Source organism: Methylomonas sp. BW4-1 (assembly GCF_052474385.1).
Genome location: NZ_CP184125.1, coordinates 1,559,747 through 1,582,850, shown reverse-complemented (window position 1 = coordinate 1,582,850; position 23,104 = coordinate 1,559,747). Strand labels below are relative to the sequence as shown.

7 protein-coding genes are annotated in these 23,104 nt (G+C 47.9%); all 7 read right to left on the bottom strand.

All coding sequences use genetic code 11. The features are described 5' to 3' along the window. Positions 1-302: 302 nt before the first annotated feature. The gene (locus tag ACH5Y9_RS07280; RefSeq protein ID WP_445369103.1) at positions 303-4,865 is read right to left on the bottom strand and encodes an amino acid adenylation domain-containing protein; all 4,563 of its coding nucleotides are present in this window, start codon (positions 4,863-4,865) and stop codon (positions 303-305) included. Further along, positions 4,862-8,284: an amino acid adenylation domain-containing protein gene (locus ACH5Y9_RS07275; RefSeq protein WP_445369102.1), complete on the bottom strand. Its 3,423-nt coding sequence runs from the start codon at positions 8,282-8,284 to the stop codon at positions 4,862-4,864. The genes ACH5Y9_RS07280 and ACH5Y9_RS07275 overlap by 4 nt, the downstream gene beginning before the upstream one ends. Further along, on the bottom strand, positions 8,281-11,616 hold the full coding sequence (locus ACH5Y9_RS07270; RefSeq protein WP_445369101.1) for a non-ribosomal peptide synthetase: 3,336 nt from the start codon (positions 11,614-11,616) through the stop codon (positions 8,281-8,283). Before ACH5Y9_RS07270 ends, ACH5Y9_RS07275 begins: the two co-directional genes overlap by 4 nt. A 91-nt stretch (positions 11,617-11,707) precedes the next feature. Continuing rightward, positions 11,708-15,040: a non-ribosomal peptide synthetase gene (locus ACH5Y9_RS07265; protein ID WP_445369100.1), complete on the bottom strand. Its 3,333-nt coding sequence runs from the start codon at positions 15,038-15,040 to the stop codon at positions 11,708-11,710. Between the two features lie 208 nt (positions 15,041-15,248). Next, on the bottom strand, positions 15,249-15,815 hold the full coding sequence (locus ACH5Y9_RS07260) for an ankyrin repeat domain-containing protein (protein ID WP_445369099.1): 567 nt from the start codon (positions 15,813-15,815) through the stop codon (positions 15,249-15,251). 189 nt (positions 15,816-16,004) lie between these two features. Further along, on the bottom strand, positions 16,005-17,603 hold the full coding sequence (locus tag ACH5Y9_RS07255) for an MBL fold metallo-hydrolase (RefSeq protein WP_445369098.1): 1,599 nt from the start codon (positions 17,601-17,603) through the stop codon (positions 16,005-16,007). Positions 17,604-17,685: 82 nt separating this feature from the next. After that, positions 17,686-23,001 carry an amino acid adenylation domain-containing protein gene (locus ACH5Y9_RS07250; RefSeq protein ID WP_445369097.1) on the bottom strand — a complete coding sequence of 1,772 codons (5,316 nt, stop codon included), beginning with the start codon at positions 22,999-23,001 and terminating at the stop codon, positions 17,686-17,688. Positions 23,002-23,104: the final 103 nt, after the last annotated feature.

Genomic DNA, 23,104 nt, shown 5'->3' with positions numbered 1-23,104 from the left:
CATCCGAGCAATTTTTATCGTTCGCATGAGGGCGTCTCTCCTGAAAAACTTCGGTTTTTTCAGGGACGACTATTTAGTTTTTTGTCGTGGCCGCCGGTCACACTCAACATTTGACTATCAGTCCCTTCTCGAATTCGAGAGGGAATTTTATAGCAACGCTGCCAAAATAGGTGTCCGGTTTTTGTTGACCATTACAGTTTATAGCGACCTGTCGCCACCGGTCAAAGCAGCTGCAGGGCTCCACTTTAAATCCAATGCTTACAGACCGCACACAAACAAACTTATCCAACCCACCTGAAAAGTCATTTCTTGTGGTAATGCTCCGGCTCAGAAATAAAGCCGCTCCGTTTAAAATAAGCTTGATAGCGTGTCAATAACTCGCTGTCCAACAAGACACACTCGATTCCTATCTTCGACAAGAAACTTTGTGTCTCGTGGCAATCGTAACGAACACTGTTTTCTTCCAATGATTCCGTACCATCACCCCGACTTTGATCGGAAAACAGCGACAGCAACGGCGACAAAGCAAAGTCCGTTATCTTGCCCGCTTCGGCAATCTCAAGGACTTTTTTCACCCAGTCTTGATAAGGCATACGATCCAGGCGATAACCTAATCGGTTAAAACTGTTGATTAATTCATCGGAATAAGGTGGGCTAGGATGATTTAAATGAAAATACGCACCGGCAGAATCAGGCTGTAATGATAACGCAACAATAGACCGGCTTATATAATCGACTGGGGCCATATCCATGCGGACGCGTTCAGCAGGCGCGCAGCCCATTTGTATGCAAGCCTTGATCACCCGGCACAGAAAATCCTCAGTATTCCAATTACCGGTACGGTTGTCGCCGGCAACGGTAGCAGGCCGGTATACCGTCACCTGAAAGCCCCTCCCCGCGGCTAATCGAAGAAATTTTTCCGCAACCCATTTACTCTGGGCATAGCCATTGGCTAAAGCTGTACAGAGCATCGGTTCATCGCATTCCCGATGCCCTTTCGGATTGGTGGATACTTCGTTAAACACCGATAAGGTCGAAACATAATGAAGCGCTTTGGCTTTACGATAACAAGCAAGACGCAACGCAGCTTCGGTACCCAAAACATTGGCCGGTTTTAACGCATGATAAGGTTGAATAAAGTTAACCAGTGCGCCGTTGTGATAAATGACTTCGGCCTCCTCGGCAATTTCTTTGTACCGCAGTTCGGATAGGCCAAATCGAGGCTCAGCCAAGTCCCCGCACACAGCAACGATCCGACGCCAATCGATACCGTCTTGCAGTTCGTAATGGACGATTTGGCGTTGCAATCGGGCTAAAGCTTGTTGCTCATCAACCGCCCTGACCAAGCAATAGATTTTGGCATCCGTTTGCTGAAGTAACTCAGCCAGCAAAAACGCACCCAAAAAACCGGTTGCGCCGGTCAAAAACAGCGTTTGAGCTGCCGCTACATTGATAGGTACTAACGGTAACGGAATAATGGTAGGATCGAGTTCTGCTTCGGCTTCAAAATCGACTTTGGCGGCTTCGCTTTCACCAGTATCGATTAACCGCGCTTGCGCTGCGACAGTCGTCATCTCGAAAAAGCTTTTCAGCGGCAATTGAATATTGAATTGTTTTCGCACTGCAACCGGTAACTGCGCCGCCAGCAAAGAGTGCCCACCCAGCCTGAAAAAATCGTCATATCTTCCGGCTCGCCCAATACCGAGTATTCCGCACCAAATCGCCGCTAAGGCTTTTTCGGTCCGGGTCTCAGGTTCCACGTAGCGGCGGCTTACAACATTTGCCATATCGGGCGCCGGCAACGCCTTGCGGTCGATTTTGCCGTTTGCGGTCAACGGCATCCGCGCCAAAAATATTACGGCTCCCGGTAACATATAGCCCGGCAATGAGGCTCTAAGGCTCTCCTGCAGCGTCTCCGCCGTAAGCTGATCGCCACCGACAACATAAGCGATCAACAACTTATTGCCGGGCAAGTTTTCTCTGACCAAAACGACAGCCTCATCGACATCGGGATGCTCTAAAAGCCTTGCCTCGATTTCTCCCAACTCAATCCTGAAGCCGCGTATTTTCACTTGGTCGTCGATACGGCCCGAAAATTCGATATTGCCGTCCGGGCGGTAACGCGCCAAGTCTCCGGTTTTATACAGCCTGCCTCCGTCGTTACGGAAAGGATCGGGGATGAACTTTTCCGCTGTCAGTTCGGGGCGCCGCCAATAGCCGCGCACCGTGCCTTCGCCGCCAATATACAGTTCGCCCGGCACACCGACCGGAACCGGGTTGCCGCTGCGGTCCAGGATATAAAGCCGTACGTTATCGATAGGTCCGCCTATCGATAACGGCCTGTCCAAATCGTCCCGATCAGCCAAATAAACGCTGCTCCACACCGAACCTTCGGTAGGGCCGTATTCATTGTATAGAGGTACGTCCGGCAATATCGCATAGTGTCGCTTGACGACCTCGGTTGAACACGTCTCTCCGGCAACGATAGCTGTTTTCAAAGTTTGCAGCTTAGTTCGCTCTTGTTTCAGTAGCAACGCGTAAAAAGACGGCAGCGCCAACAGATGCGATACCCGCCGCTTGGCGATGATGTCGGCCAGCGCCGCCGGATCTTTGGCGGCGTCATCCGTCGGCAAGCACAGGCAACCGCCCTGTCCCAGCGTCCAAAACAACCCAGCCACCGAACTGTCGAACGCAAACGACGATAACAATAAATAGGCGTCCACCGGCACCCGATAGCTGTCAAAGCGCGCTGTTGTCGAATGCACGGCATTGCGATGCGAGACCATCACACCTTTGGGCAAACCCGTGGTACCTGAGGTATAAATGATATAAGCAAGATCGAGCGGATGATTGCATAGCGCCGGATTAACGTCCGGCCATTGCCCAATCGTTCGCCAATCGCTATCCAAGCAAATCTTGTATTTCGCGTTGTGCGGCAATGCCTCCGCCAGCGCTTGCCGGGTCAGCAGCACGTCAATCCGGGCATCGTTAAGCATGTAGGCGATTCGCTGTTCCGGATACTGTGGATCGATAGGTACATAAGCCCCGCCGGCCTTGATGATGCCCAACATGCCGACCGCCATTTCCGGCGAGCGATCGACGCAAAGGCCCACTGCCACATCGGGCCCGACGCCTATGGAGCGCAAATAATGAGCCACTTGATTGGCTTTGCCGTTGAGTCCTGCATAGCTTAAAGTCAATCCTGCGAATGCCAGCGCATCTGCGCGCGGCGCTTTTTGGGCTTGCATTTCAAACAGCTGGTGAAGGCAGCTATCCGCCGGATAAGCGGCTTGCGTGGTATTCCAATCGAACAGGATTTGCTTGCGTTCCGCCAAAGTCAGCAGCGGCAATTGGTAAAGACGGCTTTGCGGAGCATCGGCAACACCTTGCAGCAACATCACATACTGCTGTGCCAGCCGCGCTATCGTAGCCGGGTCGAATAGGTTGGTGTTGTATTCCAGACTGGCGCAAAGTGCCCCGGTGTCTTCGCGGATATGTAAAGTTAAATCGAATTTAGACACCTTGTTTTCATCGTCGATAGCATCGATTGCCAAATCCGGCAATTTCAGTATCTGCCCCGTTTGATTTTGCAAAACGAACATAACCTGGAACAAAGGGCTGTAACTCAAATTACGTTCGGGATGCAGTGCTTCAACCAACTGTTCGAACGGCAAATCCTGATGATTTTGAGCATCTAAAACAGTATTTCTGACTTGAACCAACAACTCATCGAATTGCGGATTGCCTGACAGATCGGAACGCACTATCAAAGTATTGACGAAGAAACCGATCAAACCTTCTATTTCCAAGCGATTGCGATTGGCAATCGGTACGCCGACGCAAATATCCTGTTGACGGCAATAGCGGAATAGCAGGATTTTGAACGCCGTCAGTAACAGCATGAATAAAGTCGCACCGTATCGGCGGCTTAGTTGATGGACTTGCTCCGCCAGAGCCTCCGGAACTTCAAAGCGATGCGAGGCTCCGCAATGACTCATCACCGCAGGCCTTGGCCGGTCGGTCGGCAACTCCAGCAAGCCGGGCGCGCCATCCAATGTATTTCGCCAATAATCGATATGTTCCTGCAACACATTTCCGTAAAGCTTTCGTCGCTGCCAACAGGCAAAATCGGCGTATTGAACCTGCAACGCCGCTAACGGCGAGTATTCACCGCGGCTAAATGATTGATAAAGCGTTACGAATTCGCGCATCAATATCGCCGCCGACCAACCGTCGAAAACGATATGGTGCAAAGTAACCAACAATATTTTTTCCTGTCTCCCGCCAGTGCAGGACAAGGCGAGCAGCGTTATCCGAAACAAAGGCCCGGACTCCAGACAAAAAGGCTTTGCCGCCTCCTGCCGGGACAGATCCGCCGCTACAGTCCGGCAGAGCGGTTCAGGCAAACCCTTTAAATCGACATCGGCGACAGAAAGCGCGCATTCCGGTGAAACAGCTTGTGCCGGTACAATGTCAGTAACGAAAACGGTGCGCAAATTTTCATGCCGCCGCACGATCTCATTAAAACTTTGCGCCAACGCCGCTTCATTCAAAGACCCGGTCAAACTGAACGCATACGGCATGTTATACAGAGAACTGTCCGGCTCCAACCGGTCCAAAAACCATAAGCGCTGCTGGGCGTAAGATAGCGGTAGCGGTTCCATGCGGCGGCCGGGCATTATCGATACGGATTCTTGCCCGGCTTGGGAAAGCGCTTCGATTAACTCCGCTTTCTTGGATTTGAGCTGGGATTTAATGTCTTCGCTCAGTGCATGTTTCGGCGCTTTGCATTTTAAGTTGCCTTGTTCGACATAAAGATGCACATGCAAATCGCGTAGTGTCGCGAGCAACTGCTCCAACATCATAGCTCAATGTCCTCAAACTCGATTTCGGCGCCGCTTCCTGCAGCTTTTCGCTGATCTTTGGCCCAAACCAGCAGGTCGACTTTAGCGGCCAGTTGGACGAGGCTGGTCGTATCAAACAGAGCCTTTAACTGCAACTCGATCTTGAATCTCATGCAAATCCGGGATACCAATTGGGTCGCCAACAGGGAATGCCCGCCCAATTCAAAAAAGTTATCCTCGGCGCCGACATTTTCGACACCCAGCACATCCGCCCAGATTCCGGACAAGATTTCCTCGGTTGCGCTACGCGGCGCGACATACTGTTTAGCATTCGTCAGGTTGTTGTCCGGCTGCCGTAAACGCTTACGATCCAGCTTGCCATTGGCGCTGAGCGGCATACTATCCAGCAAGACAAAAGCGCTGGGAAGCATATAGTCCGGCAAAGTTTCCTTAAGGTGACGTTTTAGCTGTTCGGCATCGACCGCCGCCTTGTTGACAACAACCAGATAAGCCGCCAGCCGCTTGTCGCCCGGCGTGTCTTCACGGGCAAGGACAGCGGCTTCTTTGATGTTAGTGTGTTTCAGCAGCCTGGCCTCGATCTCGCCTAACTCGATCCTGAATCCCCTGATTTTGACCTGATAGTCGATACGTCCTAGATAATCGATATTGCCATCAATCCTGTAACGCGCCAAATCGCCGGTTTTGTAAAGCCGGTCACCCCCCGGTCCGAACGGACTGGGGATAAATTTTTCCGCTGTGAGTTCGGGACGGTTGAGATAACCGCGCCCCAAACCGATACCGCCGATATGCAACTCGCCCGGGGTTCCGAGCGGCACCGGATTAAGCTGCCGATCCAGAATATAAAGCCTAATGTTGGCTATCGGGCGGCCAATCGGAATCTCGGTCTCAGGGCAGTCCGGCAAACAGGCCCAATAACTGACATCTACCGAAGCTTCGGTGGGGCCGTAAAGGTTATGCAATTCGGTCTGCAATTTTTTCTGGAAGCGTGCCACCAAATCCGCCGGTAAAGCTTCACCGCTGCAAATAACGCGTTTTAACGACGTGCAGGATTCCACGCCAGGAGTATCGATAAAGGCTTTCAGCATCGACGGCACGAAATGGATCGTGGTGATTTGCTCTCTGATGAGAGTATCGACCAATGCTCCGCTGTCCTTGTGTTCGTCAGGCTTGGCGACAACTAATTGCGCTCCCGTCATTAGCGGCCAGAAAAATTCCCAGACCGACACATCAAAGCTGTACGGAGTCTTTTGCAATACGCGGTCACGGCCATTCAGCCGATATTGTTGCTGCATCCATTGCAGCCGGTTGAGGATGCCTTGATGCGGTATGCAGGCAGCTTTAGGTTGTCCGGTGGAACCGGAAGTGTAGATGCAATAAGCCAGGTTTTCAGGCATGAGTTGGATGCCGGGGTTGTCATCCTTAACTTGCGCGATCCTGTCCCAATCACCATCCAAACACAGCACAGCCGCCATAGAGGCCGTGAGTTTCTTCCGGCAGGCTGTTTGGGTCAGCACGACCGCCGCGCCAACATCGCGCAGCATGAAATCCAATCGTTCTTGCGGATAGCCGGGGTCAAGCGGCACATAAGTTCCTCCGGCTTTGAGTATGCCCAACAAACCAATCACCATCTCTAGCGAACGCTCAAGACAAATGCTTACCAGCGCATCCGGCCCAACGCCATGCGCGCCCAGATAATGAGCTAATTGGTTGGCTTTGCTATTTAGTTCGGCATAGGTTAATGATTGCCCTTCGAACACCACAGCAACCGCATTCGGCAATTTTTCCGCCTGGGCTTCGAAAAGGTGATGGATACATCGGTTTGCAGGATAATCAACTTCAGTTGCATTCCAGTCAATCAGGATTTGTTGATTTTCCCTCTGCGTAAGTAGGGGCAATTCGGATAAGCGACTTTCGGGAGTATCAACAATGCCTTGCAATAAGGTCAGATAGTGTTCTGCAAATCGAACAATAGTAGTTGAATCATATAAGTCTATATTATATTCAAAAGTTCCATTTAACACTCCTGATTCATCTTCTTCAATATTTAATGTCAAATCAAATTTTGAAGTAGCACTTTCATTTTCTACAGAACTTATATTTAAATCCGGTAGTTTTAAAAGATACTGCGCTTTGTTTTGTAAAACAAACATTACCTGAAAAAGTAAATTGTAACTTGTATTTCGTTGAGGATTCAAAACCTCGATCAATTTATCAAAAGGTAAATCTTGATAGCTTTGAGCATTGAGTACGGTATGTTTAATTTGGGCAAGCAAGGCGCTGAATCGAGGATTGTTTGACAAATCTGAACGAATAACAAGGGTGTTTACAAAAAAACCTATCAAACTTTCAATTTCCATTCGATTCCGGTTAGCCACGGGTGATCCAACACATAAATCTGTTTGATGACTGTGACGGAATAATAATAGGTTAAATACAGTCATTAAATAAACGTATAAAGTAACGTCATATGTCCTGCATAATATCTGGATCTTTCTGACCAATAATAGAGGTATTGAAAAACAAAAGCTTCCACCACAATATCGCATTACTGCAGGTCTAGGTCGATCCGTAGGTAGTTCAATAACGTTTGAAGCGCCTTCTAACTCTTTACGCCAATAATCAATTTGATTTTTCAGATTGTTTCCTGCCAACCATTTCTGTTGCCAACAAGCAAAATCCGCATATTGAATAGGTAATTCCGGTAAAGAGGAAACGCCCCCCTGGCTGAATGTCCTATAAAGTGCAATGAATTCGCGAATTAAGATTCCGGAAGACCATCCATCAGAAATAATATGATGTAACACAATAAGCAAAATAGCTTCTCTTTTACTTGAATCCTGAGATAGATTTATTATTGTAGCCCGTGCCAAAGGCGCTTCTGTTAAATCAAAAACCCTCAATTTTTCCTTAACAATCAAATTATCCATTGCTTGTTGACGTGTAATACTTGGTAATTCGTCAAAATTAACATAGGCAACAGAAAACGTAGATTTGTCTGAAATTAGCTGATGTACTTGCTCATTTTCTGTCACAAAACTAGTTCGCAATATTTCATGTCGACGAATTATTTCATTAAAGCTTTGTTCCAAGGCAATGGTATTTAAATTACCCACCAATCTCAACATTATTGGTATATTATAAAACGAACTATCCGGCTCTAATTGATTCAGAAACCATAATCGTTGCTGAGCGTAAGATAGCGGAATTAAATCTGTCCGGCTGACCGGTGCTAGATGTGAATTGTCAACCTTTCTCTCTTTAGCTAATAATTCAACTAATTCATTCTTTCTATAGCGAAGTTGATCTATTATCTCTGAATTTAATACACTTTCAGGTGCTTTGCATTTTAAATCCCCATCGTCTACATAAATATAAATATCCAAATCTTTCAGTTTCTTGAGAAAGTCAGCGACACTCATAGTTTAATTTCCTTGTACTCAACATTATTAACTGTCCCTGGTTTATTATTGTTATCCAGAATCCATACGGCCAAGTCAATTTCCTGAGCTATTTTTCTGACCGACTTAGCTTCAAATATGGTTTTTAGCGGCAAACTTATATTAAAATAATTACATATCTTTGACATCAACTGAGTCGCTAATAAAGAATGCCCTCCTAAGTCAAAAAAGCTATCTTCCACACTTATCTTATTAACTTTCAGAACTTCCTCAAATATTCTTACCAAAACCTTTTCGGTTTCTGACAAAGGCGCAATGTATCGTATTTTGGAATGATTACAAAAATCGGGGGCTGGTAAAGCTTCCCGATCAAGCTTTCCATTTGCTGTTAATGGCAGTTTTTCAAGAAAAATATACAAACTCGGACACATATAGTCAGGCAACTCGGTTCTCATAAAATCCATCAAATCAGCAATATTAAAATCATCTTTTTCTTTAGTAACTATATAACCTACAAGCCGCCTATCTCCAGTCATATCTTCTTTTGCCACTACTACGGAATCTACAACCTTATGATACTTTAACAGTTGCATTCTTATTTCTTCTAATTCGATTCTGAATCCACGGATTTTTAATTGATCATCAAATCGACCCAAGAACTCTATATTCCCATCAGGTCGATAACGAACCCAGTCACCCGTTCTATATAAACGACTACCATCACCTCTGAATGGATTAGGAACAAACTTATCGGCTGTTAAATCGGGCCTATTTATATAACCACGCGCCAATCCAAAACCACCGATATAAAGTTCCCCTATAACTCCTATTGGAACAGGTAATGACTGTTTATCTAGAACGTATACATACACATTGTCAATAGGTCTGCCAATAGGTATTGAATGGATTCTAGTATGATTATCAATATATTCCTTTACATCAAGCGTCAACGAACCGATTGTGGCTTCAGTTGGACCATAATGATTTATTAGTTTACAGCATCCAATACCATTGATAATCTTTTCAGACAGCCCTACGGACATAGTTTCACCACCCACAACAAGGCAATCGCCAATCGGCATATTTATTTTATTCGATCCATATAGCAAAGCATTTAAATGAGATGGAACCATTTTAATAATATCAATCTTTGTATCTGATAGGGACTGATAAAACTTACTACTATCCATTACATTTTCATAGCTTAAGATGTTAAGACACCCCCCTGATAATAATGAAATAAATATTGAAGTATTGCCTAAATCAGCGCTTATGGTCGAAACAATCGCAAAACGTAACCCTGGTTTTACAGCAAGTTTTCTTATCATTGAGAAAACGTAATTTACTAAACCGTGATTAGTTATTGACACCCCTTTAGGTTTACCGGTCGATCCAGAAGTAAAAATAACATACACCAAACAACCATTATAATTATTAGCGTTTAAATTATCTATCCAGTTTATATTATAAAGTAACGAATCATTATCCAAGCAGATAGCATCGCCTTTCCAGCCCGTGAGCTTTGAAAGAATTTCTTCTTGAGTTAAAAGAATAGATACCTTAGTTTCATTTAATAACAACTCCAAACGTTTCGAAGGAAAGTATGGATCTATGGGAACATAAGCTCCGCCCGCTTTTAAAATACCCAACAACCCAATAATCATTTCCAACGAACGGTCAACGCAAAGACCCACAAGCATCTCTGCTCCTACGCCTTTTGAACGCAAATAATGGGCTACCTGATTAGCCCTAATATTGAGTTCTTTATAGGTTAAAGAGCGGTCTTCAAAAATAACTGCGATAGCGTTTGGAGTTTTTTCAACCTGTTCTTCAAACAATTGAAAAATACATTTATTTTCTTCAAGTACAACCCTGGTTTGATTCCAGTCTTCCAATATTAATCTATTTTCATCAGCTGTCAGCAGAGGCAAATCAGAAATTTGAGTATCCGGAAAATCTAGTACACTTCCCAATAACTTTTTTAGATTATTAGTCATTCTATATATAGTCGATTCGTCGAATAATTCTGTACTATATTTAAAAGTACAACGTATATTTTTCTCTAATTTAGATATCCTCAAAGTCAAATCGAACTTGGCCGAATTCATTTCCGCATCGGCTATATTAAGCTTCAATTCCGGAACACTTAGCGTATCCATTGGCGCATTCTGGTAAACCAGCATCGCCTGGAACAAAGGAGTCCGGTTTGGCTCTCGTTCCAGTTTCAATTCTTCGACTAATCGCTCGAATGGCAAATCTTGGTTGTTTTGTGCATCCAGGCTATTTTTCCTGACATTATTCAGCAATTCGATAAAGGTCGGATTACCGGATAAATCGCTTTTCAGCACCAGAGTATTGACGAAAAACCCGATCAGGCTTTCGATATCCCGACGGTTGCGATTGGCAATCGGATAACCGACACAGATAGTGCTCTGGCCGGAATAACGCGACAACAAAATAGTGAATGTCGCCATCATCACCACAAACAAAGTCGTATCGGCTTGACGGCTTAATCGGATCAATGCGGCGGTTGTTTCGTCATTCAACTCGAACTCATGGCTCGCACCGTGATATGACATTACCAACGGTCTGGGCCGGTCGATCGGCAACTCCAACGCTCTAGGCGCATTCTCCAGGTATTGCCGCCAATAAGCGATTTGTTTGGCGTATAGCTCACCTTGGAGGCGATTACGTTGCCAGTCGGCAAAATCTGCATATTGAATCATCAACTCCGGTTCGGATGACGGATTGCCGCTTTTAAAGGTCTGGTAATACGTCCCAATCTCCTTGATAAGCAACCTTAGCGACCATTCGTCAGCAACGATATGATGCAAGGTCATCAATAATACATAACGTTCGCCGTCCAGTTTTAGCAAAGTAGTTCTTAACAGCGGCGGCTGCTTAAGATCGAAAACACGATGCGCTTCCTGCACTTCAAGGATTTTGACGATGCTTTTCTGTTGCAATTCGTCCATCCCGGTTAAATCGATATGGTTAATGGTTATTGCGCTATTTACCTCTACGGCTTGCCGAACTTCGTTTTCGATTGTGACAAACGAAGTTCTTAACGCTTCATGCCGACGAACGACTTCATTCAACGCTTGTTCCAATATCGATATGTTCAGGTTGCCTTGCAATTGCACCAGCCCGGCTATGTTGTAAAAAGGGCTATCCGGTTCCATTTGCGCTAAAAACCATAGCCTTTCTTGTGCAAACGATAACGGGCACAGCGAGAAATTCGCTCGTTTACAGATGGTCTGGTTAACTAAAGCCGATCTGTCCTTGATGCGTTTTAACAGCAACGCTTGTTTTTCTTTGGAAAGATCGGCGATTCGGGCGGTGTGACTGGGCATGTTTAATAAATCCTGTTCTTTAGTAAGTAGGAGAAAGCCATGCCCGCGACGGCTACCATCATCGCGGGTATATCGCTGGCATGGTCAGCTCCTACAGTATCGTAAGCAAATGACCGGCTTCTTCGTCTGAAAGCTGATCGAGTTCATGCAGTAACTCGTCCAAAGAACGGCTATCTTGCTGCTGAATTTGCAGCTGGGCAATATCGGCAGCCAGCAATTCGATAGTCGACGATTCAAATAACATCTCTGTCGGAACATCTACATTGAAAGCGTATTGAATACGGGACAGAACCTGAATGGCCGCCAACGAATGACCGCCTTGCTCAAAAAAATCCGTGTCTACGCTAACCGTTTCGAGACCCAGCACTTCCCGCCAAATATCCGCCAGCGTCGCCTCAATCGAATTTGATGCTAGTTTCAATTCTTGGGATTGCAAAGCCGGTTCCCTGATAGTCAACAGCGCCAATCGATCCCGTTTCCCATTAGGCATTAACGGCAATTCATCCAATCCTATATAGTTCGACGGCAGCATATAATCCGGGAGCATTTGTTTAAGATAAGCCTGCAAAACAGGTGGTTCAGGTACAGCGGTCGATGGCTGCCCAACCAAATAAGCAACCAGTCTTTTACTGCCAGATGCTTCGTCTCTTACCAGAACGGCTGCATCCTTAATGGCGGGATGCTGTTGTAAGCGCTCTTCGATTTCGCCCAACTCGATCCGATAGCCGCGAATTTTGACTTGGTTGTCTATGCGGCCCAGAAATTCAATTTCGCCATCGGCGCTAAAGCGCGTCAGATCGCCGGTTTTGTAGAGCCGTTCGCCATTTGAACTGAACGGATTGGGAATAAATTTTTCCGCAGTCAGCGCAGCTTGATTCACATAGCCTTGCGCCAAACCGGCCCCGCCTATGCACAATTCGCCGTTAACACCTATCGGCACCGGTTGGCATTGCCGATCCAGAATATAAATCCACACATTATCAATGGCCCGGCCTATCGGCAGCGTGACCCCGGAATCAGTTTTTTTGCTGCGATAAACGCTGCTCCAAACAGTGCCTTCCGTAGGGCCGTATTCGTTGTAAAAAGAAACCTTGGGCAGCTTGCGGTGATGTTCCTCGGCGATGAAGACCGAACAAGCCTCTCCGGCAACGATAACCGCTCGTAGGGTTTTTAATTGGGCAAGATTCCTGTCATTGATAATGGCTGTGTAAAATGAAGGGAGGGCCAGCAGATGACTAACCCGGTGTTGCTTAACCAGTCCGGTCAAGGCTGCGGCATCGGTTAACTCTTCCTGTTGCGGCAGACACAGGCATCCACCTTGGCTTAAGGTCCAAAATATCCCAGCAACCGAGCTGTCGAATGCAAACGAGGACAGCAGTAGAAAGCACTCCAGCGGCTCGCGGTAATAATCAGCCCTGACCAATGTCGAGTTCAGCAAATTGCGATGGCTGACCGCTACGCCTTTAGGCTTTCCGGTGGAACCGGAGGTATAAATGATATAGGCGGTATTGCCCAGTGAAACGGGGCAATACGACGTGTGCGTTGTTTTGCCTTCAGCCGAATCTTCATCTAAGCAAAGTATCTTGATCGCGCGATGCTGAAACTTGTCGGCCAACGCGCTTTGCGTCAGCAATAAGTCGATACCGGCATCGTCCATCATATATTCCAAGCGTTCTTCGGGATAACTGGGATCCAATGGGACATAAGCGGCGCTGGCCTTGAGCACGGCCAGCAATCCGACAATCAGTTCTATGGAACGCTCGGCACAGACGCCAACCCGGCATTCCGGGCCGATTCCCAAATCCAGTAATTGTTCGGCCCATAATTCCGCGCGGCTGTTAAGTTCACCGTAACCGATACTTTGACCAGCGAAAACCAGAGCTGTTTTATCCGGCGTCATTTGCGCCTGCGCTTCAAAAAGCTGGTGAATTAAAAGTTTATCCGCCGTAGAGCACGCCGAGCGCGCCACACCACTCCATTCGTCAAGCAACAGCCTGGTTTCCGCTTTAGTCAGTAGCGGTAATTGTTTCAGCGGTAATTCGGGGCTGCTGACTATGCCCGCCAGCAGCATTTGCAAATGTCCAGACATTCTGTCGATGGTCGTAGCGTCGAATAAATCGGTGCTGTATTCGAAGTTTCCGAACAGCTTGCCGTCACGTTCATTGATAAGTAAAGTCAGGTCGAATTGGGCCATACGGTTATTCATTGCCAACGGCACGACCGACAAATCCTGCATCCGGAAATCATGCATCGGCACATTCAGCACTGTCAGCATTACCTGAAACAATGGCGTATGGCCGGCATTACGAACCGGATTTAGCGCATCCAGCACTTGACCAAAGGAAATTTCCTGGTGGCTTTGATCCTGCAAGGCCTGCTCACGCAGTTGCAACAGCAGTTCGGAGAACGGCATATTCGGTTCCAGCTGGCACCGTAGCACCAGCGTATTTACAAAAAAACCGATTAAAGCCGCGGTTTGAGTTTTATTGCGTCCAGCCACCGGATAACCAATACACAGATCCTTATTGCCTGTATAGCGATACAGTAGCGTATTGAAGGCGGCGGCCATGACCATGAACAACGTGGCATGGTATTGTTTACCCAGTTCCTTGACCGCACCACTCAACTCGGCGGAAAGTTCAAACCTGTATATATTGCCGCGGTAGCTAGAGCGCGGCGGCCGTGGCCGGTCCGTAGGCAACTCCAGCAGAGGCGGTGCGCCGGTTAGTTTCTGCCGCCAATATTCCAAATGCTTGGCCCAATTTTCCTGCTGCTGGTGTTGCCATACGCAAAAATCTCCGTATTGGATTGGCAATTCCGGCAAGGACGACGGCTTGCCGTGGCCGAATTCTCCGTACAGCGCGGCGACTTCTTGCATAAACACACCGACCGACCAGCGATCGGAAACGATGTGATGTAGTGCCAACAGCAAAATATGCCGCTGTTCGCTCAACACCGCTAGCAACGCCCGTAACGGCAGCTGGCCGGTAAGTAAAAACGGTTGATGGATAAAATCGTCGGCGCGTTGCTGGAATAATTCCATCGAACTATCGTGGCTAAAGCATGTAAAGTCCAGGTACGCCAGCGGCAACCGGCTGTCAGGCAAGACTTGCTGACCCTCGGCGACAAACAAGCTGCGCAGAACTTCGTGCCGCCTGACCACTTCGCTCAGACTTTGTTGCAAGGCTTGTACATTCAGAAAGCCGTCGAATTGCACGGCTCCGGCAACGTTGTAAATCGGATTCTCCGGTTCTAATTGCGACATGATCCACAAGCGTTCCTGCGAATACGACAAGGGAACTGGTTGGTCCTTATTACGTTTTGAAATAGCGCTTTTAGCCGGAGTATTGGTTTTGTTGAGTCTGGTTATCAGTTGTGTGTGACTGGCTGACTGTTGTTTATCCGATTCTTTAGTCTTGATCATGATTTTTCCATAGTGAAGTGGTACATAGCCTTACATACAGCTATATCCATCCAGGTTATCAACAGCAGCTGTGTTAAATGGAGCAGCAAAAGTATGTCCGACTTTGTTATTTATGGTTTTCTCGGGACGGACAAACCCTCGCCTAACAACTGTTAAGGTTATATTGAGCTGGCTCCCAACAAGATTGGCTTTTGACTTGCTGCCACAATTAGGCTTTCTGACATCTTGACGCATAATCAGACGCCAGTTCTAAGTCTGTTGGTACATGAAACCCTAACTGGTTTCGACAGTAATCTCGCCAATCATCTGAGTCTGAATCAAACACTACATTCTCATTGGGCCACATTGATGCAGTAACGCTAAAATCCTGGTGTAAGTAGACCACGGCGTCGTCAGGCAATGATTGTTCAATCTGCCACTCTGGAAATTCACAGAATGCGTTGACGGGATAGGCCTTGCAAAAGGGCCTTGCAGTTTTTTCCAAAGCAAATCCACCTTTCTGTTCCGCCTTTTGCAGTAGAGCGGCGGTTTCCACTCGCGCAGCTGCCAAGGCGATTTGATAAGGTGTCCTCAGATCGCGACCGCTATTGATTGGATTGGCTCCCGTTTCGAGTAATAACTTCACTAATTCTGTGTAGCCGCGGCCGGCAGCCCAATTTAATGCCGTCCAGCCATAGTCGTCTTTTTGTTCCAAGTCTTCGCCATTTTTAATCAAGGCTTGTACTCGTTTAATGTCACCGGCCTCAGTCGCTTCAATCAGTTGTGGTTTGTTCATAGATCGTTTCCTTAATAGAGAATGATTGGAATTGGTTACGAGCTGGCAATAAATCAGCTTTTATAGGATGCCGAATAGTTTCATGGAATCATTTATCTGGTCTTGGATTCATTGCTAATTAGGACGGTTGTTTATCATTTTTTCCTCATTGATTTATTGCACTTTCTTTGCTTATCAGTTGGATATCTCTTACATAAAAATTTCGTCGCGCCCATACAAACGCCGGGCATCGCTAAAGCCACGCTCATGACAAACCGCTAACATTTTGTTGATTTCGCGAATGTAGGCATCGTCGTCTTCCGGCTCCAGCGCCATGAAATATTGCAGCCAGGGCTCGCGACCAATGGCGTAGATGTAGACGCGGCTGGCGCCGACGGCATCCAGCAGCTGCAATGCGCCTTCGGCATTGCTACCGTTGGAGCGTCTGGCCTGACAGTGCTTGTGATCCGGCAGCTTAGGTAATAAAGCGCCGTAAACCCAGGAGAGCGGTGCGCCAATGCACTCCATCCCCAAAAACACGGTGTCGATAGATCCATATTCAGCACATAGATTCTGGTACATGTGCTTATCCAGGCAGTTCGAATCGGCAGCAAACAACAATTTCCGGTTCCCGGCGCGAACTAAATAGGCGCTTTTGGCAAACGGCAAATCATTGTGTTCGCCCAGGAAAGGTATAGCGACGATCTCACCACCGGTAAACGAAATACTGTCTAACGGATCGACTTCAACCACCTGCTGAAAACCTAATTCCCTAGCCAACAGTTTCATCGAGATATCGGCATAAAAAATGCCCGAACTTTTAGGTACAACCAGGCAACCAATTTTGTGCCGTAACCGTAATAGGGTTTCGAAGACATAATGGTCGTGATGAACATGAGTAATTAGCACGTAATCGATATGTGCCGGCAAATCTTGAAAACTATAACGATCTATTCCACCCTGACTGGGTTTTACAGCAATGAAGGGATCAATCAGCACGGCAATACCAGCGGCTTCGATTAATACGCCGGCGTGACCAAGGTATCGGACGCGCGCACCTGGACCCTGCCAGGGTTCGGCAGTGCGAGCCGATTGCTCGGTTAATAAACGGATCAGTTTATCTTCGTCGCAAGCATCCAAACCCAGAACCTCCCGGATATAGCCCAGGGATTGAGGTTGACTATCCAGCTTGAATAATTCGTCGACAGCCGACTCGGCAAACGGGATCTGCCAAGACACGCTATCGTCATCGGGCAGACGTGGCGTACTCATATAGTACGCACGGGCTCTGTCGTGGGTTTGGGTGAAGAGTCGTAACGACTGCAAGTGCTTTTTATAATGCCGGCTTTTGTAAAACAGGCTCTCGATACAGCGAACAATGGGGCGGTTGTTATAGTCATAGAGAAGTTCGACATAACCGCGTAATGACTGAGGTAGCTGAGAGTAATAAACTTCCAGACTTTGCCCGATAGCCTCTCGATCCAGCAAATTCTGAAAAGCGATGAGATCTTCGGCCATTTGTAGACTTTCCGCATGCTCACCGCCCATACGTTCCAACATTTGCGCGATGTCAGTCACCCTGTCGATCGGCACGTTGACAAAAGGGCCACCCAGCAGCTTTGGATTAGCGCTGGATTTAAGATGAATTTCGGGGTTTTGCAGATACGAGGTCAGATTTTTCTTCTGATAATTCAGCATATGCAAGCTGTAGGGTACCGGCGAAAAAGTGTGCGGCCAGGCAACCCAGTAATCAACCAGCGCTTCTACTGCAGTGGAATCGGCAAGTCGGTATAGCGCTTTGTCGTTCATAGTGTCCGTTTCCTGTTCATTAATTCGTTATCAAGCCATTGGAAACTATCTAATTCGCCCCAAAAGCCTATGCAATTCGTCATCATTCCTCGCTCTGGCACTCAGCCATGCGATCAACGAATTTGGCTAGCGTCGTTGCCTCGAACAACACGTTGACGGGCAGATCGATTGAAAACATGTCCTGTATTTTTGCCATCACTTGCACGCCTGCGAGTGAATGACCTCCCAGCTCGAAAAAGTCGTCGTGAATGCTCAAGCGATCAATACCTAACACTTCACACCAAATAGACGCTACCGCTTCCTCGGCCTCGTCGCGCGGCGCCACAAAGGTGTCTTGATCGTCGGTCCGAATTTCCGGCATTGGCAGGGCTTTGCGATCCAGCTTGCCATTGGCATTCAATGGCATGGACTCAAGCCATACAAATGTCGATGGCAGCATGTAGTCGGGCAATCCATCCTTAAGCAGAGACTTCAACTCATCCTGAACCGAAGCATCACCGCTCCAATAGGCGACCAGACGCTTCATACCCGGTGCGTCTTCTCGGACGATGACGGCGGCGGCATTCACGCCGGGATGACGCAATAAGCAGGCTTCGATTTCACCGAGTTCAATGCGATAGCCTCTGATTTTGACTTGCTGATCGAAACGCCCTAAAAATTCGATATTTCCGTCCGCGCGATACCTCACCCGATCGCCGGTTCGGTATAAACGCGCGCCGTTGTGCGAGAACGGATCCGGTACAAAGCGTTCTGCGGTCAAACCGGGTTGGCCGATATACCCACGACTAATACCTTCACCGCCAACCAGTAATTCACCAGCCACACCGATTGCAACGGGTTGCATAGCAGCATCGACGATGTGGATGCGCATATTGGCAATGGGGGTGCCTATCGGTAGCGTTGCATCGCAATCGGTCGCTTGAACGCGATAAACACTGCACCATACAGTGGCTTCGGTCGGACCGTATTCGTTGAATAACTCGACGCTCGGTAAACGTGTGTGGTGAAGCTCAGTCAAGACACCTGGGCAGGCTTCACCAGCGACAATGGCGGTACGCAGGCTTTGCAAAGCAACGCTGGGCACATGTTCCAGCAAGAGTTGATATAACGATGGCAGGGTTAAAAGGTGTGTGGCCTGATTACGCTCGATCAAGGCCCCCAAACCCAGCGGTTCTTTCAGCAGCTTGTCGTCAGGCAAACACAGCGCGGCTCCCTGGCTTAAACTCCAGAAAATGCCAGCAACCGAGCTATCGAATGCAAACGACGGTAAGAGCAGGTAACAATCAAGCGGTTTGCGATAGTAAGCGCTTCTCGCCAATGTTGAATGCAACAGATTGGCATGGCTGACCACCACCCCTTTGGGGTGCCCGGTCGATCCGGAGGTGTAAATCAGGTAGGCAGCGGATGTCGGAAATCGCTTAACAGATGGGTTAGTCGCACTGTATGCGCCGAACTCATGCGGTTCGTCGACGCAGATTTTCACTAAGTGGCCGGAATCCAAAGCCGGTGCCAAGGACATCACAGTTAATAACCAATCAGCCCCAGCATCCTGAAACAAATAAGTCTGCCGTTCTTGGGGATAGTTTGGATCAACAGGTACATACACTGCCCCTGCTTTCAAAATGGCCAACATGCCGATCAATAAGGCAGAGCAACGGGGCATGCTTAATGCGATGCGACGCTCCGGACCGGCACCTTGTGCGATCAGATAATGCGCCAACCGGTTGGCTCGCTGATTTAACTCGACATAGGAAATTCGCTGCTCGCCAAATATCAAAGCCGTTGCCTGGGGTTGACGATCTACAACCGCTTCAAATAGATCAACGATACTCCGGTATTCTGAGTAACAAATCGTTGTGGTATTCCAGGCAGCCAGCTGCTGTTTTTCCGGCACAGTCAAAAACGCTAATTGACTCAACCGGGTGGTGGGTTCCGCCAATATGCCGTTCAGCAGACATTGAAAATGTCCCAGCATACGCAGCACTGTCAATCGGCTCATGACGTCACAACGATAGCTAAACACGACCTTCAAACCCTGATCAATTTCCGCGCATAGCAAGGCCAAATCGAACTCTTCCGATCTTTCCGGCAAGGCAACCGTTGCAACCGCAACATCGCCCCACTGGCCGGCAATACCGGATTGCCCCAAGGCCAGCGCCGCCGCCACTGGATCATCCGCGGACTGCAACACAAACCAAGTCCGAAATGGCGCTATATCGTTGGCTGCGCGATGCAATACTTTCTCCACCAACAAAGCATAGGGATAATGCTGATGTTCGAGCGCTTCCAGCACGATGGTATTGACATGGGCCAAGTAATCACAAAACGGCTGTTCGCCATGAGGTCGGCTACGCAATGCGACTGGATTGACAAAATAACCCACTAAATCAGCAAATTCACGTCTGGGTCGTCCTAAGGTCGGACTCCCGATGATTAGATCGGTTTGACCGCTATAGCGGTACAGCAGGGTCTTAAAGACACTCAATAACAGCGTATACAACGTGGTGTGATGGGTTGCGGCCAAGCGCTTAAGTTTATTCAACGTTTCAGTCGAAATACGTAGCGTTTCCGCAGCACTTTGGTATGACTCGGCACCGGTTGACGAACGTTCACCTGGCAGCTCCAGCCTTGATAGCTCACCAGCCAGCTGCTGCCGCCAATAGTTCAAGTCTTGTTCAGCGGCAGCGCTGTCCAGATAATTCCGTTGCCATGCGACATAATCCGAGTAAACCGACGTAGAGGATGGCAATAGAGATGTCTGACCGGCGCTTTGAGCTAAATAGAGTGTTTGTAACTCCGTCAGCAATACTTGCAGAGAACGAAAATCGACGATCAAATGATGCGCACAAAATGCCAGAACAGGATAGTCATCATCACAACTGAATACCCCGCATCTCAGTAGCGGTCCATGCTCTAGGTCAAACGGCTTGTTGAAGAAAATTTGCAGATTCTTCATTTGCTGTGAATGATCACGGCAGTCAACCTGTTCCAGCCATGGCTCTAGTCGATCACGAGATAGACAAACCGGATGTTGATCGGTGCCCAGCTTAAACCCAACACGCAATTGCGAATGTCGCTGATGCAATTCAATCAGTGCGCGACCCAGCGCTTCGCGGTTTAATTCGTCCCTGATTTGCAATGCAATGAACATGTGATGCGATGCATTGTTGGGCGCTATTTGCGCGCGTGTCCACAATGCCTGTTGGTTGTATGACATCTCGGAGTTCAAAGCCCCATCTATGTCAGCGTTGGCAAGCGAAACAGGCGCGTTGGCGGCACGTTTGGCCAATCTTAGCGCAGTTGCAGCGCAATCAGATAAAGTTGAGCAGCCGAGTAAGCAAGTGATGGGTAGATCGATGCCTAGCAACTCGTCAATGAAATATTTCATTTCCACGGCTTTCAACGAATCCAAGCCCAGTTGCGATAGCGTATGGTTTGATTCGACAGCACCTGAGGCCAATCCGGATAACGCCGAGGCTTTCAGCGCAAGATGTCCCGCCAATAAATCGGCGGCGTTGCCGCTATCCATCGCCAGTAAAGCTTGGCGCAATAAGCGGCGTTCGCTAGCCCCCGAATCAACATTCACTAAAGACCGCGATATATCACTCATCACTTGTAAGCTGTCGATGGCGATAAATTCAAACCCCTGCTGGATAAAAAGCTCACGGCAAGCATTTCGCCGAAGTTTTCCACTGCTGGTTTTTAAAATAGTGCCGGGTTTTAGAAACAAAATCTGGTCGGCCTGTATACCGCATTCTTCGGTCAACCGGGCACGAATAGACCAGAACTCGCTTCGATAATCACCTTGTCTGACCCGATTGCGCTTTAATTCGGCTAACACAATCAGCTTTTCGCCATCGCCTTCATCAACCGAAAATGTTACTGTTGAGGCAGGGTTCAAAGCATCGGTTGCTGCTTCGACAGCATACTCGAGATCGTGCGGATAATAATTGCGACCGCGAATAATGATTAGGTCTTTCAGGCGCCCGGAAACGAACAATTCACCATCATCAATAAAACCCAAATCACCCGTGCGTAGCCAGAACTGGCCTTTGAAATCTTTGACAAAAGCTTTACCGGTCATCTCGGGGTTTTGCCAATAGCCCTGGGCGACGCTGGGACCGCTCAGCCAGATTTCTCCGATTTGATCATTCGCGCAGCAGGTGCCGGCATCATGATGGACAATACGCAACTCTTGTCCATCATGAATATCGATAGTGCCGCATCCTACAAGGCTTCTGGCATTCAATTGGTTCTCGTCAATCAAATCGACTACACCTTGCTCTAAGGCGGTTTTATTAAACGCCGCAATCCTTGGGAGGGATTGTTTACCGATTCCAGTCGCTAGTAATGTTGCTTCGGCCAGGCCATAACAGGGATAAAATGAACGCCGTTGGAATCCACATGCCTTAAATGCGTCGCTGAATCGTTGCAAGGTCAGCGGATTAATAGGTTCGGCACCATTGAATGCCAGTTGCCAACTATTGAGATCAATTCCAGCCAATTCATCACGACTGATTTTTTCGACACACAAATCGTAAGCAAAGTTAGGACCGCCACTGGTATGCGCACGGTAATCGCTAATGGCTTGCAACCAGCGTAGCGGTTTTTCCAAAAAGGCCATCGGGGACATCAAAACGGCGCTAGCCCCGCAATACAAGGGTTGCATGACATTACCGATCAGGCCCATGTCGTGATAAAGCGGCAACCAACCAACCACAGTTGACCGTTCGTCGTGGCCAAATCGGCGTTTAATTAACTGTTGATTCGCCATCAAATTACCGTGGCTAATCATCACCCCCTTTGCGTCGCCGGTAGAGCCGGAAGTGTATTGCAAAAAAGCCAAGTCCTTGGTTTGCAATCTAGGGGGCGTCCATGAGTTGGCATCATTAGGGTATTTAACGACATCGGTTTTCAGCCAATTTCTGTCTAACAAATCACCCGTGGTGCCGGGAAAATTACGAATGTTGTTGGCAACTTGGCCAGTACTCAGAATGATTTTCGCATTGCTGTCGTCAAGAATGGCCTGCAACCTGGGCATATGCCGATTATTGCTGGGCGGATAGGCGGGAACGGCAATCACTCGTGCATACAGGCAAGCAAAAAAAGCTACGATGTAATCCAGACCCGGTGGATAGAGTAATAGGGCTCGTTCACCTTGCATGCCCATCTGCTGCAACGATGCTGCTAATTGCCTAGTTTTTATATTAAGTTCGTCGTAGGTCAACGAATGTTGGCCTGATGCCCCATGCTCCAAAAATGTATACGCAATTCGGTGGGGGTGACATGCTGCGCGTCGCTGCAACACATCAGTCAGAGATGTTGCGCTTTCAAGCACTAGAGCATCATCGCTGGAACTATCTAAATCGTGTCGCTCGCTTAACACATAACCCTCCATTCTATCCAACCCTTTGCGGTGTGCGTTTCGTCTTTAAATTGCCATCTCTAATTTTCAAGTGCAGGTAACTCATATATCTGCTTACTGCTTTTGCTAATGCCAG

Coding starts and splice junctions, on each gene's coding strand:
- ACH5Y9_RS07280 (WP_445369103.1), bottom strand. CDS start 4,865: ATGATGTTGGAGCAGTTGCTCGCGACACTACGCGATTTGCATGTGCAT.
- ACH5Y9_RS07275 (WP_445369102.1), bottom strand. CDS start 8,284: ATGAGTGTCGCTGACTTTCTCAAGAAACTGAAAGATTTGGATATTTAT.
- ACH5Y9_RS07270 (WP_445369101.1), bottom strand. CDS start 11,616: ATGCCCAGTCACACCGCCCGAATCGCCGATCTTTCCAAAGAAAAACAA.
- ACH5Y9_RS07265 (WP_445369100.1), bottom strand. CDS start 15,040: ATGATCAAGACTAAAGAATCGGATAAACAACAGTCAGCCAGTCACACA.
- ACH5Y9_RS07260 (WP_445369099.1), bottom strand. CDS start 15,815: ATGAACAAACCACAACTGATTGAAGCGACTGAGGCCGGTGACATTAAA.
- ACH5Y9_RS07255 (WP_445369098.1), bottom strand. CDS start 17,603: ATGAACGACAAAGCGCTATACCGACTTGCCGATTCCACTGCAGTAGAA.
- ACH5Y9_RS07250 (WP_445369097.1), bottom strand. CDS start 23,001: ATGGAGGGTTATGTGTTAAGCGAGCGACACGATTTAGATAGTTCCAGC.